Annotated in this window: 10 protein-coding genes and 1 pseudogene; 6 read left to right on the top strand and 5 right to left on the bottom strand. The window is 63.0% G+C overall.

Translation table 11 applies throughout. The annotated features are described in order from the left end of the window. Positions 1–3 precede the first annotated feature (3 nt). Positions 4–3114: a sensor domain-containing protein gene (locus tag PQR67_RS33970; RefSeq protein WP_408467176.1), complete on the top strand. Its 3111-nt coding sequence runs from the start codon at positions 4–6 to the stop codon at positions 3112–3114. Between the two features lie 33 nt (positions 3115–3147). On the opposite strand, the gene PQR67_RS33965 is transcribed toward PQR67_RS33970, so the two are convergent. Then, on the bottom strand, positions 3148–4044 hold the full coding sequence (locus tag PQR67_RS33965; RefSeq protein ID WP_408467175.1) for a LysR family transcriptional regulator: 897 nt from the start codon (positions 4042–4044) through the stop codon (positions 3148–3150). A 78-nt stretch (positions 4045–4122) separates the two neighbouring features. Between PQR67_RS33965 and PQR67_RS33960 the strand changes: the two are divergent. Beyond that, positions 4123–5464: pseudogene (locus tag PQR67_RS33960) on the top strand (MFS transporter). Between the two features lie 134 nt (positions 5465–5598). Here PQR67_RS33960 and PQR67_RS33955 read toward each other — a convergent pair. Beyond that, a complete protein-coding gene (locus tag PQR67_RS33955) occupies positions 5599–6213 on the bottom strand; it encodes a glutathione S-transferase (RefSeq protein WP_408467174.1) in 615 nt (204 codons plus the stop codon). 159 nt (positions 6214–6372) lie between these two features. Here PQR67_RS33955 and PQR67_RS33950 point away from each other — a divergent pair, with 159 nt between their 5' ends. Together PQR67_RS33950 and PQR67_RS33945 are read left to right on the top strand one after the other, a co-directional pair. Beyond that, positions 6373–7278: a LysR substrate-binding domain-containing protein gene (locus PQR67_RS33950; protein WP_408467173.1), complete on the top strand. Its 906-nt coding sequence runs from the start codon at positions 6373–6375 to the stop codon at positions 7276–7278. Between the two features lie 226 nt (positions 7279–7504). Beyond that, the gene (locus PQR67_RS33945; RefSeq protein WP_120347557.1) at positions 7505–7831 is read left to right on the top strand and encodes a DUF4148 domain-containing protein; all 327 of its coding nucleotides are present in this window, start codon (positions 7505–7507) and stop codon (positions 7829–7831) included. 164 nt (positions 7832–7995) lie between these two features. On the opposite strand, the gene PQR67_RS33940 is transcribed toward PQR67_RS33945, so the two are convergent. Then, entirely contained in the window at positions 7996–8391 is a 396-nt protein-coding gene (locus PQR67_RS33940; protein WP_120347558.1) for an acyl-CoA thioesterase, read from the bottom strand. 270 nt (positions 8392–8661) lie between these two features. On the opposite strand from PQR67_RS33940, the gene PQR67_RS33935 reads away from it, so the two are divergent. Further along, complete coding sequence (locus PQR67_RS33935; protein WP_408467172.1) at positions 8662–10554, top strand: ABCB family ABC transporter ATP-binding protein/permease; 1893 nt, start codon at positions 8662–8664, stop codon at positions 10552–10554. A gap of 42 nt (positions 10555–10596) precedes the next feature. Here PQR67_RS33935 and murU read toward each other — a convergent pair whose 3' ends face one another. Next, positions 10597–11310, bottom strand: coding sequence for an N-acetylmuramate alpha-1-phosphate uridylyltransferase MurU (gene murU, locus PQR67_RS33930; protein WP_408467171.1), 714 nt, complete (start codon positions 11308–11310; stop codon positions 10597–10599). 3 nt (positions 11311–11313) lie between these two features. Further along, positions 11314–12393, bottom strand: a complete 1080-nt coding sequence (locus PQR67_RS33925; protein WP_408467170.1) for an aminoglycoside phosphotransferase family protein — start codon at positions 12391–12393, stop codon at positions 11314–11316. 223 nt (positions 12394–12616) lie between these two features. Here PQR67_RS33925 and PQR67_RS33920 point away from each other — a divergent pair, with 223 nt between their 5' ends. Continuing rightward, positions 12617–14983, top strand: coding sequence for an LPS-assembly protein LptD (locus PQR67_RS33920; RefSeq protein WP_408467169.1), 2367 nt, complete (start codon positions 12617–12619; stop codon positions 14981–14983). Positions 14984–15000 lie beyond the last annotated feature (17 nt).

Below are 15000 nucleotides of genomic sequence, written 5' to 3'. Positions count from 1 at the left end.
CCCATGACTCCTTTTCTATCGAAGCGGCTGCTGATCAATCTGGCAGTCGTCGCCGCGGCGGTCGGCGCGAATGCGTTCGTCGCCTATACGCAGATTTGCGGCCAGCGTGACGCCGACGCGCGCATGCTGCGTTCGACGAGCGTGCGTCAGAATCTCGACGCCTACCATACCGCACTGGACAGCGGGCTGGCCGCGCTCGGCCGTTTCGAAGCCTCGGGCGAGGCTGCGCCTGTCACCGAGGCCGCTGCCATGGCGAGCTCGCTGGCCAATGTGGAGCGCGCGCTGCGCAAAGAGCTCGCCGGCGAACCGGCTCTGCTCGGCACGCTCGCCAAACTGAGCACGGACAGCCACGCGCTGCAACACGATATCGACGATGCGCTGTTGAAGAGCGCCAACGCCACGCCAAACGAGTCGCGCGCGTGGGCGGCGTCGACCTATACACACCTCGGGCTGGGGCTCGGCCGTGTGGAGGCCAGTCTCGCCGCGCTGCGCAAGCAGGAAAACGACCTGTTGCAGGCGTCGCTTGTGGCGTCAGCGAACGAAACCCAGCGCGCCATGTTCCTGCTGATCGTGACGATGCTGGCCGGCAGCGCGCTCCTGATCTTCACGTTCGGCGCGCGCGAAAGCCGGGCGCGCGAGAAGCTGCGTACCGTCCGCGCGCTTAGTCGTAACGACGAACGTTTTCGTGGCCTGTTCGACGATCATCCGGTGCCGATGTACATTTTCGACCGCGAGACGCTGCGCTTTCTCGCCGTCAATGCGGCTGCGATCCAGCAATACGGCTACTCGGAAAGCGAATTTCTTGGTATGACGATTCGCGCGATCCGGCCGCAGGCGGAAATCTCGCGCCTCGAATCGCACCTGCAGCGCAGCGACGTCCTGCACCACGGCCGCACGATGGCGGGGGTCTGGCATCACCGGCGCAAGGACGGGTCGATGATCAGCGCCGACATTTCGTATCACGCGCTCAACTTCGTGGGCCGTGCAGCTTTTTTCGTGCTGGCTGACGACGTCACCGAACAGATCAACGCCGAAGCCGAGGCGCAGCGTTCGAACCAGATGCTCGAAACGGTGATCGACAACATTCCGCAGCGGATTTTCTGGAAGGATCAGGAGTCGCGCTATCTCGGCTGCAACATGGCGTTCGCGCGCGACGCGGGACTGTCTTATCCAGAGCAGGTGGTCGGCAAGAGCGACAACGACATGCCATGGCGCGCCTTCGCCAGTCTGCTGAACGAGCACGATAAGGAGGTGGTGACCACCGGCGTGCCGAAAATGAATTTCGAAGTCGACCTGGTGATCGACGGCGTGCATCGCACCACGGTCACGAGCAAGCTGCCGTTCACCGACGGCGACGGTCGCGTGATCGGCGTGCTCGGCTCCTACACGGACATTACTGAACGCAAGCGCGCCGATCTGGCCTTGCGTTTGCAAAGCCGCGCGCTCGATGCCAGCGTCAACGCAATTCTGATTACCGCGCCGTCGCCGTCGGGCAATCTGATCGAATATGTGAACCCCGCGTTCATGCGCATCACGGGTTACGATCCCGCCGAGGTGATCGGCCACGATTGCCGCGTGCTGCAGCGCGACGACCGCGACCAGGAAGGCGTGGCCTTGATCCGCCAGGCGCTTGCCGCGAACCGCGAGGTGAGCGCCGTGGTGCGCAACTATCGCAAGGACGGCGCACTGTTCTGGAATCAGCTGTTCATTGCGCCGGTACCGAACGCGGAAGGCGTGATCACGCATCACATCGGCGTGATCAACGACGTGACCGATCTGATCCGCTATCAGGAGCAGCTCGAATACCAGGCCAACTACGACAGTCTTACGCGGCTGCCGAATCGCAACCTGTTGCGCGATCGCCTGCAGCATGCGTTGATCGTCGCGCATCGGCATCACAAGGGTGTCGCGGTTGTGTTCATCGATCTCGACGGTTTCAAGAACGTCAACGACAGCCTTGGCCATAGCGTCGGCGACCGCTTGCTGGGCGTGGTGGCGGAGCGGCTCGCGCGTTGTACGCGAACCAGCGACACGGTCGCGCGGCACGGCGGCGACGAGTTCGTGATCGTGATGACCGACACCGTCGACGAGCAGTCTCTGATCGCGTGGATGGAGCGGGTGCGCGCGTCGATTTCCGAGCCGGTGTGGCTCGACGGCACCGAGTTGTACGTGGGCTGCAGCATGGGCGCGAGCCTCTTTCCGCAGGATGGCGAAGACGCGGAAACGCTGATGAAAAAGGCCGACCTCGCGATGTATCGCGCGAAGGACATGGGCCGCAATACGTTCCAGTTTTATCAGCCGGAGATGAATGCGAGCGCCGGTGCGCGCCTGAATCTCGAACGACGTTTGCGCCGCGCCTTGCGCGACAACGAATTCCTGCTGCACTACCAGCCGCAGGTGGATATCGGGAGCGGGCAGATCGTCGGCACCGAGGCGCTGGTGCGCTGGCACGATCCGGAAGTCGGCCTGGTGCTGCCGTCGCTGTTCATTCCGGTCGCCGAGGAGAGTGGCCTGATCGGGCCGCTGTCGGAATGGGTGTTGCGCGAAGCGTGCCGCCAGAACAAGGCGTGGCAAGACGAAGGCTTACCGCCGGCACGGGTGTCGGTGAATCTGTCGGCGCGTGTCTTCCAGCAGCGCGATATCGCCAAGCTCGTCATGCAGGTGCTCGCCGAGACGGGGCTCGAGCCGCAGTACCTCGAACTCGAGCTGACCGAAAGCACCATCATGCGCAATGCCGAAGAAGCGGTGTTGATGCTCAACGAGCTGCACGCGCTCGGCATCGGTCTTGCCATCGACGACTTCGGCACCGGCTATTCGAGCCTCAGTTATCTGAAGCGCTTCCCGGTCGACCGTTTGAAGATCGACCGCTCGTTCGTGTCGGATATCGGCGTGTCGGGCGACGACGAAACGATCACCTCGGCGATCATCGCGCTCGCGCATTCGCTGAAATTGCAGGTGATTGCGGAAGGGGTGGAGACGTCGGCGCAACTCGACTTCCTCAAAGAGCGTGCGTGCGACGAGATGCAAGGTTTCTATTTTGCGAAGCCGTTGTCGACGGATGCGATTTCCGCGTTGTTCCAGGGTGGCGCCGCGCGAGAGCCTGTGGCCGTGTAATTTACTCACGCGCTACGTGAGACGCGCTCATCGTCACGGCGCGCCATCCGCGAGAAGTCGCGCGGCCATGAAATCGATGAACACCCGCAAGCGGGGCGGCACGCTCCGTCCGGCCGGCCAGACGATGCTCAGGTCGATCACCCGCTCCACGTAGTCGTCGAGCACGGTGCAAAGCACGCCGTCTTTCAGCGCTTGCCGTACCGAAAAATCCGGCATGCAGGCGATTCCCAGGCCGCGCATTGCGAAGCACACGCGCGTTTCGACGTTGTTGCAAACCATCGAAATAGGCAAACGCACCTCGCGCTCGCCCGCTTCGTGCCGCAACGGCCAGATTTCCAGCTTGCCGTTCGTCGGATAGCGATAGTGCAGACAAACATGGTCCGCGAGATCGGCAGGTTTTTGCGGCGTGCCGTGCCGGGCAAAGTAGGCCGGTGCGGCGACCAGCACCTCGCCGAACGAACCGATCTGCCGCGCGGCGAGGCGTGAATCCGCCAATGTGCCCGTGCGCACAACCACGTCGAAACCTTCATCGATCACATCGACCACGCGGTCGCTGAAGTCCAGATCCAGTTCGATCTCCGGATACGCCACCATGAAATCGGCGAGCACCGGCAGCACCAGCGAACCGACCAGCGGCAGACTCACGCGCAAGCGGCCGCGCGGCGAGCCGGCGCTTTGCGACATCTCCAGTTGCGCCGCTTCGATCTCGGCGAGGATGCGCCGGCTGCGTTCGAGAAATTGCATGCCGTCGGTGGTGAGCGTGATGCTGCGCGTGCTGCGATGAAAGAGCCGCACGCCGAGACGTTCTTCGAGACGCGCGATGCGCTTGCCGACCGCCGACGCCGACACGCCGAGCAGCCGCCCGGCGGTGACGAAGCTGCGTGTTTCGGCCACCTGCACGAATACCAGGAACCCGCTCAGACTTTCCACCGTTGCCTCCAATTACGGACATAAATGTCCGCAGACTGAGGAACTCTATCCCAGTTTTTCTCCGGTTGCCGGATTCGTATGATGACCGCACCCCCCTTTATTGGAGCCGCCATGTCCGAATTGTCCGAGCCGTCCCGCTCTTCTCGCCACGCTGCGCCGCTTCAAGCGCAATCGGCGCAATCGACGCCATCTGCACCGTCAGCGCAAGAGGCTGAGCGCTTGCCGCTGTCGGGTTTGCTCGCGCTCGCCACGGCCGGTTTCATCGATCCTCACCGAGGCCTTGCCCGCCGGCCTGCTGCGCGAAATGAGCGGCGACTTCGGGGTGTCGGCGGCGCTGATTGGGCAACTCGTCACCGTGTACGCCGCAGGGTCCTTGCTGGCGGCGATTCCGCTCGCAATCGCGACACGCGGCTGGCGCCGTCGTCCGCTGCTGCTGATGGCGATCGCGGGCTTCATCGTCGTGAATACGGTGACGACGCTGTCGACGAACTACACGCTCACGCTGGTCGCGCGATTCTTTGCCGGCGTGTCGGCCGGTCTGTTGTGGGCGCTGCTCGCCGGCTACGCGGCGCGCATGGCGCCCGCGCGTCTGCAAGGCCGGGCCATCGCGGTGGCGATGACGGGCGTGCCGGTGGCGTTGTCGCTCGGCATTCCGCTTGGGACGCTGATGGGCGCTGCGATTGGCTGGCGCTACACGTTTGGCGCGATGAGCGTGCTGACGATCGTGCTACTCGGCTGGGTACGCTGGCAGGTGCCCGATTTCGCCGGTCAGGCAGCCGGACGGCGCACCACGTTGAGCGGCGTGCTCGCCTCGCCAGGCCTCAAGGCAGTCCTCGCGGTGATGTTCGCTTACGTGCTCGCGCACAACATTCTTTACACCTATATCTCGCCGTTCCTCGCGCTCGCGCATTTGCAGCAGCGCGTGGATGCCGTGTTGCTCGTGTTCGGCGTGATGGCGCTCGTGAGTATCGCGATCGTCGGTGTGCTGGTGGACCGGCATCTGCGTCGGTTAACGCTGATCAGCGTCGCGCTGTTCGGCGTGGCAGTGGTGATGCTCGGTCTGACGAGCGATCTGCCGGCGGCTGTCTATCTAGGCGTGGGGATGTGGGGGCTTGCGTTCGGCGGCGCCGCCACGCTCTTTCAAACGGCGTCGGCGCGTGCCGCGGGCGAGGGCGCCGACGTCGCGCAATCGATGATCGTCACGGTCTGGAATCTCGCGATCGCGGGCGGCGGGGCGTTTGGCGGCATTGCGATCGACCGGTACGGCGCGGTCTCGCTGCCGCGGGTGGCCGCAGCGCTGTTGATCGGCACGCTGCTGTGCATCGGCTTCAATGCGGGTATCAAAGCGCTGCGCGGCCGTCGTACGCGCCGGGCGGCCACCACCTCAGCCGCGCGTCTCGATCTCTGCAGCCGCCAATGAGAGCGTGGATCGGTGGCTGAGTCGCTGGGCGTTGCGCCGCGTGATGTTCTAACGCGGCCGTGCGAACAGCGCGTGATGTGCCGCGCCATCATTCGGCGATCGATACCGGCTCCCGCTTCCGCCCGGCGGGTATCTCAGACGGCAGGTGTGTCGAGGAAAACCGGCAGTTGTTCCGCCACCTCGGAAAATGCCTGCAAGTGGGGATGCGCCGCCTTGGTGACGATCTCCGGCAAGAACATCTGCGTGAAATTCCACGCGATGGCCACCGTCACGTCCACCGCGCCGAAATGGTACGGCTCGACCGGCAGCGGGGCCGACGCGAGCTCCTCTTCGATTTCTCGGTAAGCGGCGTGCAATTGCTCGCTCACCCGATCGATCCACGGCTCATGCTGCTTCTCAGCCGGGCGCAAGTTGCGTTCATAGACGATCTGCACGGACTTTTCGCAAGCTGCCAGCGCGAGGCCCGTTAGGCGCGCCGCGCGCAGGCAGTGTTCCGGTTGCGTCGGGAAGATCCGTTGATCCGGCGCGGCGAGCGTGGCGACGTATTGCAGAATCACGGTCGAGTCCATCACGCTCTGGCCGTTGTCGAGGATCAGCGTCGGTGCCTTCACGACCGGATTGATCTTCGCGAACGCGTCGTACGTGCTGAACACGGAAATCGACTGGTGCTCGAAGTCGAGCTTCAGCAATTTCAGGCAGATGGCGACGCGCCGCACGTAGGGCGAATCCAGCATTCCGATCAGTTTCATCACATTCCCGTTAGAAGATCTATATGGCTGCCCCGCGCGGGCGGTATGCGGCTGCTTGCTTGTCAGGCGGTGCTTGTGGAGCATAAGGCTGATAGCCTAACTGTCTTTCCATGGCAAAAAAAGCGACATTATTCGACGGTTTACGTCAGAATTTCTTACATGAAGCCTATTCCGCCGCTGACCGCTTTACGTTGCTTTGAAGCTGTCGCCCGGCTTGGTGGTGTCACGCCTGCCGCGCGGGAGTTGCACGTCACGCATTCGGCCGTCAGTCAGCAGATCAAGGTACTGGAAGAGTCGATGGGCGTCGCGCTGTTCATGCGCGAGGCACGTGGCTTGCGGCTCACCGACGACGGCCGGCTCTACGCGCTCGAAATACGCTCGGCGCTACGCGACATCACCCAGGCGACCCGCCGTGCGCAGGCGCGCCCGCACGAAAGCGAACTGGTGATAGCGACCTTGCCGTCGTTCGCACAACATTGGCTCGTGCCGCGCCTCGCGAGTTTCCGTGAGGCGCATCCGTACTATCGCGTGCGCCTTTTGACGAATCTGCAGATCGAGGATTTTCGCCAGGGCACCAGCGACATCGGCATTCGCATGGGGCAGGGACATTGGCCCGACGTCGCGCAACAGAAACTATTCGACGACGACATGCTCGTGGTCGCGGCACCGCATTTCGCGCTCGGGCCGGGTGGCCGTTTTCCACGCACGGCCGAGGACGTGCTTGCCTGTCCGCTGATATCGAGCCCCGACGCGCCATGGAGCGACTGGTGCCAGGCGGCACAGGTGGCCGAACCGGCTGCCGAAGCGGCCGTATTGTCGGCGAACGATTCGAACATCGTGATCGGCGCCGTGCTGCTTGGGCAGGGCGTCGCGCTCGAGCGGCGCAGCCTCGTCGCGCATTTGCTCGCGCGGGGCGAACTGGTGCAGATTACGGACATTCGCGTGCCGTATCGCTATCCGTACTGGCTGGTCTGGCAGCAACGCGAGATCCTGAACGCGAAACAGGCGCATTTCGCCCAGTGGATCGATGCGCAGGTCGACGCCTATTTGCGTAGCGGTGGGTGAAGCGGTGCGTGAGATTGCGCGCCGATTGGCACCGACGGGGCGCCGCTCGCGGGGGATTACGGGTTTGCGGGCGCGTGACAGTCGTATATATTCGTGATTCCCGTCTCAGACTTCGCCGGGAACCACGAAGCATCGATTCACGTGGCGTTGCGCCCGCCTTTCGCTGCTCGCACTCCGTCAAGGGCGTTCCGCCATCGAATATCTACCAATACGACTGGAGAGAAAAATGACTTCTTCACCTGCAAAGAAATGGGCTGTGCTGCTGGCATCGGTTGTACTGAGCGTGGCTTCGGTTGCACCGGCGTTCGCGCAAACCGACGCAAGTGCTCCGGCGGCCGATGCCACCAACGCCGCCAAGCCGTCGGCTGCATCCAAGGCCGCCGCCAGGGCGCAACGCAAGGCCGCCCGCAAGGAGGCACGCGCGAAGAAAAATGCAGAGTTGAAGCAATTGGAGAGCAACGGGTATAACCCGTCGCGCAACGATCCGAACTATCCGACGAATCTGCAGAACGCGCAGAAGAAAGCGGCGGCTGGTGCGGCGGCGAGCCAGTAAACGGCTGCGGGCCGGACGGAGATTGCAGGTCTCGCCGTGTTCACGCTGGAGATCGGTGCGAATGCAAGCGGGTCAATGAGGTCTGGAAAATACGACCCGGCAAACACAGCATATGAAGCTCAACGAGGCGCCCAGGCGCCTCGTTTTCGTTCAATCTCTGCGGCTCATTCCAGCACCGGCAGCGCGCGTGGGCGCCGGTCGCTATCGGTCGCGACGTAGGTGAGCGTTGCTTCGGTGACCTTCACGACGTCTTCGGTCAGGCTCATGCGTTGCGCGTAAACCTCGACCGCCACCGTCACCGACGTATTGCCCGTCTTGACGATGTCCGCGTAAAAGCTCAACAGATCGCCGACGAACACCGGCTGTTTGAAGACGAACGAATTGACCGCGATGGTCGCCACCCGGCCATTCGCGCGGCGGCTTGCCGGAATAGAACCGGCGATATCCACTTGCGCCATGATCCAGCCGCCGAACACGTCGCCGTGGACATTCGCGTCCGACGGCTGCGGCACCACGCGCAGCGCGCAGTGCTTTTGCGGAAGTTGCAGGAGATTGGTCATCGGGGCACCCTTGAAATTCGTAATGGCTCGGTCGGCTCGACAGGCAGGCGGGGGGATTTCACGACAACAGCACCGTGCAGCGCAACCGGCGGCCGGTCAGCCCAGGAAAAGCGGCGCCCGCCAGCTTCTGCGACAATAGAAAGATCAGGAATTGTACGGGAAAGCGCCCAGCCGGGTCGCGCGACATGGAGCAGGACGCGGAGTTCGCGCGCTGCCGGTCGGCGCGCCGCTGCGAACTCCGTCGCTTCCATACTCTCCCCAGCCGATCCCATGCGCCGTACGCCCTCGTCCGAACCTTCCCCGATCTCGACCCAGCCGCGCAATGACTGGCAAACGATCCTGTCGCTGCTGCCTTACCTCGCCACCTATAAATGGCGCGTCGGCTTCGCGCTGAGCTGCCTGATCGGCGCGAAGGTCGCCAACCTCGGCGTGCCGATCGTGATGAAGCGGATCATCGACGGCCTCTCCTCGGTGCAGCATCTCACCGCACTCGGCCGCGCGCATGATTCGCCCGGCATCGTGCTGCTGGGCGGCGTCGGTTTGATGGTGGTCGCGTACGCGGTGGTGCGGCTGTCCACCTCGTTGTTCACCGAGCTGCGCGAGATCCTGTTTGCGAAGGTGACCGAAAGCGCGGTGCGGCAGCTCGCGCTGAAAGTGTTCCGCCATTTGCATGCGCTGTCGCTGCGGTTTCATCTCGACCGGCAGACGGGCGGCATGTCGCGCGATATCGAACGCGGCACGCGCGGCATCACGCAATTGATTTCGTATTCGCTCTACAGCATTCTGCCGACACTGGTCGAAGTCGGTCTCGTGCTGGGATTTTTTGTCGTCAAATACGAGGCGTATTACGCGATCGTCACGTTCATTGCGCTCGCCGCGTACATTGTATTCACCGTGAAAGTCACCGAATGGCGCACGCATTTTCGCCGCACGATGAACGATCTCGATTCAAAGGCGAATTCGCGCGCGATCGATTCGCTGCTCAACTACGAGACGGTGAAGTACTTCGGTAACGAAGAGTGGGAGGCGCACCGTTACGACGAAAATCTTAAACGCTATCGCACGGCCGCGATCAAATCGCAGCGTTCGTTGTCGGCACTGAACTTCGGGCAGCAGGCGATCATCGGCACAGGGCTCGTGTTCATTCTGTGGCGCGCGACCGAAGGCGTGATGGCCGGACGCCTCACGCTCGGCGATCTGGTGTTGATCAACACCTTCATGTTGCAACTCTACATACCGTTGAATTTTCTTGGCGTGGTGTATCGGGAGCTGAAGCAAAGTCTCACCGATATGGACCGCATGTTCACGCTGCTTGGCGCGGCTCAGGAAGTGCCCGATATGCCGGACGCGCCCGAGTTACAGGTGAGCGGTGCGCAGGTGCGTTTCGAACGCGTGAACTTCTCGTACGAGCCGGCGCGGCAGATTCTGCACGACGTGAGTTTCACGATTCCGGCGGGTAGCACCACGGCGGTGGTCGGCCATAGTGGCTCGGGTAAATCGACGCTCGCGCGGCTGATGTTCCGCTTCTACGATCTGGATCGCGCAACGGGCGGTGCGATCACCATCGACGGTCAGGATATTCGCGACGTGACGCAGGATTCGCTGCGTGCCTCGATCGGCATCGTGCCGCAGGACACCGTGCTGTTCAACGATTCAATCTATTACAACATTGCTTATGGCCGCCCGTCGGCCACGCACGAGGAAGTGATCGCGGCGGCGCGCGCGGCGCATATTCACGACTTCATCGAAGGGCTGCCGAAGGGCTACGAGACTCCGGTCGGCGAACGTGGGCTGAAGCTGTCCGGCGGGGAAAAGCAGCGCGTCGCGATTGCGCGGACCATTCTCAAGAATCCGCCAATCCTGCTGTTCGACGAAGCGACTTCGGCACTCGATTCACGCTCGGAGCGCGCGATCCAGCATGAGCTCGATCAGATCGCCCGGGAGCGCACGACGCTGATCATCGCGCACCGGCTTTCGACGGTGGTGCACGCGCAGCAGATCATCGTGATGGACAAGGGGCGCATTGTCGAACGCGGGACGCATGCCGAATTGCTGAGTGCGAACGGGTCGTTCGCGCAGATGTGGGCGTTGCAGCAGCAGCGTGCCGCGGAAGCGCCGGAGTCGGCGGAGACGATTGGGGCGGGAGAGAGCGGGGGGCGTTGAGCGGCGCGCTATCGCGCGGTGCTGCCCAACGCCGTGCTTTATTTAGCGTGCGCGCAAGCGCTGATCCAACGCGTCTAGCTGCGCCGGTGTGCCGACGTTTTCCCACAGACCCTCATACAACTCGCCGCTCGCGAGACCACGCGCAATCGTTTCCAGGTAGTAAGGCTTGAGCGCGCGCCGCGTGCCGCGTGGCAGATCGCGAAACATGCGCGTGTCGTACAGACCGATGCTGCTGAACGTAAAACGTGGCTGCGCGTCGAGCGACAGCATGCCGTCGACCAGACCGAAGTCGCCGTGCGGATGAAACGCCGGATTCGGCACCATCACCAGATGCATACCCGCCTCGGGCAGCGCCTTGAGTGTGCCGGCATGCGCATTGAGCGTGGCGTAGTCGAAATCGGCGTACACGTCGCCGGCGATTGCGGCGAACACTTCGCTCGTATCGTCTTCCTCCAGCAACGGCAACGCCTGCGCGATGCCGCCCGCGGTCTCCAGCGCTTCATGCTCGGCCGAGTAACGCAGTTGCACGCCCCAGCGCGAACCGTCGCCGAGCGCGGTTTCGATCCGCTCGCCGAGCCATGCGTGGTTGATCACAATGGTGCGAAAGCCGGCGCGCGCGAGTCGTTCGATCTGCCACACGATCAACGGCTTGCCGTCCACTTCGAGCAAAGGCTTGGGGCATGTGTCGGTCAACGGACGCATGCGCTCGCCGCGCCCGGCGGCGAAAATCATCGCTTTCTTCAGAGACATCGTCATCGGTCAGAACGTGTAGCCAACTTCATTCGCGCGGCCTTCGAGATCGTCGAGCAGCTTGGCGAACGGACGCAGCGGCGCATAGCGTTCGGCGACCTTGCGGGCATAACCGATGAAACGCGGCAGATCTTTCATGTAGTGCGGTTTGCCGTCGCGGTAGTTGATCCGGCAGAACAGCCCCAGCACCTTGATGTGCCGTTGCAGCCCCATCCATTCGAGCTGACGGTAGAACTCGCCGAAATCCGGATCGACCGGCAGGCCGGCTTTTTTCGCGCGTTCCCAGTAGTACACGAAGCAATCCAGCTCGAATTCCTCGTCCCAGCCGAGGAAGGCGTCGCGCAGCAACGAGGCGGCGTCGTAGGTGATCGGGCCGTACACCGCGTCCTGGAAGTCCAGCACGCCGGGATTCACGGGGTTGGGCTCGGCCGCGACCATCAGATTGCGCGGCATGAAGTCGCGCAGCATGAAGACCTGCGGCTGCGCCCGCGCGCTCGCGATCAACAGCGCGAAGGTGCGATCGAGCACCCCGCGGGTCTTTTCGTCGACCTCACGGCTCAGATGGCGGCCGAGGAACCACTCCGGCATCAATTCCATCTCGCGGCGCAGGAAAGCTTCGTCGAACGCCGGCAGGACGCCTTCACGCGAGGTGAGCTGCCAGCGGATCAGCGCGTCGAGCGCGTCGCGCATCAGCGAGCGGGCACGGTGAGGGTCACTGCCGCTTTGCGCCCCGGTCAGCGCGCCGAGGTACGAATCGGTGCCCAGATCGGTGACGAGCATGAACCCGGCGTCGAAGTCGACCTCCAGGATGCGCGGCACATGCACGTTGGCGGCCTCGAGCAACTGCGCGACCTGCACAAATTCGCGGCACTTTTCGGGCGGCGGGGCGTCGACGGCGATCAGGGTGCCGGCGCTTTCGCCTTCCGCCGCCTTACCGGTGAGCCGGAAATAGCGGCGAAAACTGGCGTCGGACGAAGCCGGGGCCAGTGTGTCGAGTTCGAGCGCATAGCGTGCCGCGTGGGCGTTCAGCCAGGCCTCGAGCAGTTCGAGGCGGGTATCGGTGGAGTCTTTGGAAAGGGGCAGCGTCATGAAAACCGGCGGCAAATTCAGAGGGGCAACGTCTTGCCATATAATACCCCACGACTTTTTTGACGCGACTCACGCCGGCTTTTCGCGTGTTCCGCTTTACCGCCCGCCTCATCGTTCGACAGATTGTAAATATTGATGTGCAGCCGACTGTCACGGTCGGGGTGTGCAGGCGGTGGATCGTGACTGCAGAAGCTGACGGACGGGCCGATTCGCCAAACGATACATGCCGCCTAGACAGCTTTCCCAAACGACTCCCTCTTGTGCCGTAGTGCCGCGCAAAAGGCGGCTCGTAGCGGCGTTGATCGCCGTTCCGGGCCTGATGCCCGCGCTCGCCCACGCCCAGCTAGTGGGGGAAGCCGCGCAGCCGCAACCTATCGACGCGCCTTGGGGTATGCAACTCGCCCCGCAGCTTGAAGAGCATCCATTGCAGGCCGGCCAGAAGCCGGCCACTTTCGTGCTTGGCGACACGACGAGCGGCACCACCGATCAGGACATGGCCGCGAAAGGCTCGGCCGAGGTGAGGCGCAATACCTTCGTGATCAAGTCAGACGCGCTGCACTACGATCAGGACACGGACATGGCCGACGCATATGGCCAGGTTCACCTGAACAACAACGGCGCCGTCTTCGCCGGCCCGGAAGCCCATATGCGGGTGGACTCGAGCGAAGGCTACATGTCGGCGCCGAAGTACCGCTTCAACGTGACGGGAGGCTCGGGCAGCGCGGAGCGTGTCGACCTCCTCGACAGCGAGCGCTCGGTTTTCACGAAAGGCACCTACACGGCTTGCGCGTGCACGGACAACCCGGCCTGGTACCTCAAGGGCACTGAATTCGATTTCGACACCGGCGCGGACGAAGGCGTCGTGTACAACAGCGTGCTGTTTTTCCAGGGCGTGCCGATATTCGCTTCGCCGTGGATGTCGTTCCCGCTGTCGGGCGAGCGGCGCAGCGGCATTCTGCCGCCCACGTTCTCGCTGAGTTCGTCGAACGGCTTCGAACTGGCGTTGCCGTACTACTTCAACATCGCGCCGAATCGCGATCTGACGCTCACGCCGCGCCTGATCTCGAAGCGCGGCGTGCAGTTGCAGGCGAACTTCCGTTATCTGTCGCCCACGTATTCGGGCTCGATCACCGGTGAATACCTGCCGGACGACCGCCTGACCCACACCAACCGCTACGCGCTGTACATCCAGCACAACCAGAACTTCGGCAACGGGTTCGGCGGTTACATCTACTACAACAAGGTCTCGGACAATACGTATCCGGAAGACCTGTCGTCGTCGGTCAGTCAGTTCATGAACGGCACCCAGCTCCTGTATCAACAGGAAGCAGGGTTGACCTATAGCAATGGCCCGTGGTCGGTGCTCGCGCGCGAACAGCACTGGCAGACGCTGACGCCGTCCGTTGCGCCGTACGGCCGTGAGCCGCAGTTGAACGTGAAGTACGCGAAGTACAACATCGGCGGTTTCGACTACGGCGCGGAAGCCGACTACACGAATTTCCGCATCACCACCGCGGACCTGACCCAGGGTCAGCGGGTGATGTTCAACCCGTACCTGTCGTATTCGGCGGTCGGGCCCGGTTACTTCGTGACGCCGAAGGTGCAGTTGCACCTCGCGTCGTACAACCTGAACAACATCAGCAATGACGTGCCGGTCGGCACGCCGAAGAATTTCACCGAATCGATCCCGACGTTCAGCTTCGACACCGGGTTGATTTTCGACCGTTCGGTGCGGCTGTTCGGCCAGGATTACATCCAGACGCTGGAACCGCGGATTTACTACGTCTACACGCCGTACCGCAACCAGGCGTTCGCGCCGCTGTTCGATACGGCCGAGTCCGACTTCGGGCTGGCGGAAATCTTCACGCCGAACACGTTCGTCGGCAACGACCGGATCGCCGACGCGAACCGTCTGACCGCGGCGATCACCACACGCTTCATCAACCCGGAAACGGGCGACGAACGCGCGCGCTTCGTGATCGCGCAGCAGTATTACTTCCAGGATCAGCGCGTCACGCTGTCGCCGACCCAGACCAGCGCACAGGCCACGCACTCGGACCTGATCCTGGGTGCGTCGCTCAAGCTCGGCGCCGGTTTCGCTTCGGAAACGGCGTTCCAATATAATGCCGACAACAACCAGTTGGTGAAGACGAGCGTGGGCTTCGGCTTCAGCCCGGCCTCCGGCAAGGTGATCAATGTCGCGTATCGCTACACGCGCGCGAACACCACGCTGGATAACCAGCCGATCAATCAGGTGCTGATCTCGGGGCAGTGGCCGCTGTCGCACCATGTGTACGGGGTAGGCCGTTTCAATTACGACCTGGGCGGGCACCGGATTGTCGACGGCCTGATCGGTTTGCAATACGACGCCGACTGCTGGACGCTTGGCGCCGGGATCCAGCGCTATGCGAACGGTCTGAATACGTCGGGGCAGAATCAGTCGAGCACGCGGTTTCTCGCGCAGCTGACGCTCAAAGGCTTGTCGACCGTCGACAACGGGCTGATTCCGGCGTTCCGCGCCGGCGTGGCGGGCTATACCCCGCTGCCGCCGCCACCGCCGCCGGAAGCGCGTTTCACCAATTACGAATGACGCTCGCCCGATCATTT

This window comes from Paraburkholderia fungorum (assembly GCF_046026025.1).
GTDB lineage: Bacteria > Pseudomonadota > Gammaproteobacteria > Burkholderiales > Burkholderiaceae > Paraburkholderia > Paraburkholderia fungorum_E.
The sequence above is the reverse complement of the archived record's forward strand: the minus strand, read 5'-3'. Positions and strand labels throughout refer to the sequence as shown.

What these genes read in the sequence shown, in the direction of transcription:
- PQR67_RS33970 (WP_408467176.1), top strand. Translation starts at nt 4, where the DNA reads ATGACTCCTTTTCTATCGAAGCGGCTGCTGATCAATCTGGCAGTCGTC.
- murU (WP_408467171.1), bottom strand. Translation starts at nt 11,310, where the DNA reads ATGACGATGTCTCTGAAGAAAGCGATGATTTTCGCCGCCGGGCGCGGC.
- PQR67_RS33920 (WP_408467169.1), top strand. Translation starts at nt 12,617, where the DNA reads ATGCCGCCTAGACAGCTTTCCCAAACGACTCCCTCTTGTGCCGTAGTG.
- PQR67_RS33955 (WP_408467174.1), bottom strand. Translation starts at nt 6,213, where the DNA reads ATGAAACTGATCGGAATGCTGGATTCGCCCTACGTGCGGCGCGTCGCC.
- PQR67_RS33925 (WP_408467170.1), bottom strand. Translation starts at nt 12,393, where the DNA reads ATGACGCTGCCCCTTTCCAAAGACTCCACCGATACCCGCCTCGAACTG.
- PQR67_RS33935 (WP_408467172.1), top strand. Translation starts at nt 8,662, where the DNA reads ATGCGCCGTACGCCCTCGTCCGAACCTTCCCCGATCTCGACCCAGCCG.
- PQR67_RS33940 (WP_120347558.1), bottom strand. Translation starts at nt 8,391, where the DNA reads ATGACCAATCTCCTGCAACTTCCGCAAAAGCACTGCGCGCTGCGCGTG.
- PQR67_RS33950 (WP_408467173.1), top strand. Translation starts at nt 6,373, where the DNA reads ATGAAGCCTATTCCGCCGCTGACCGCTTTACGTTGCTTTGAAGCTGTC.
- PQR67_RS33945 (WP_120347557.1), top strand. Translation starts at nt 7,505, where the DNA reads ATGACTTCTTCACCTGCAAAGAAATGGGCTGTGCTGCTGGCATCGGTT.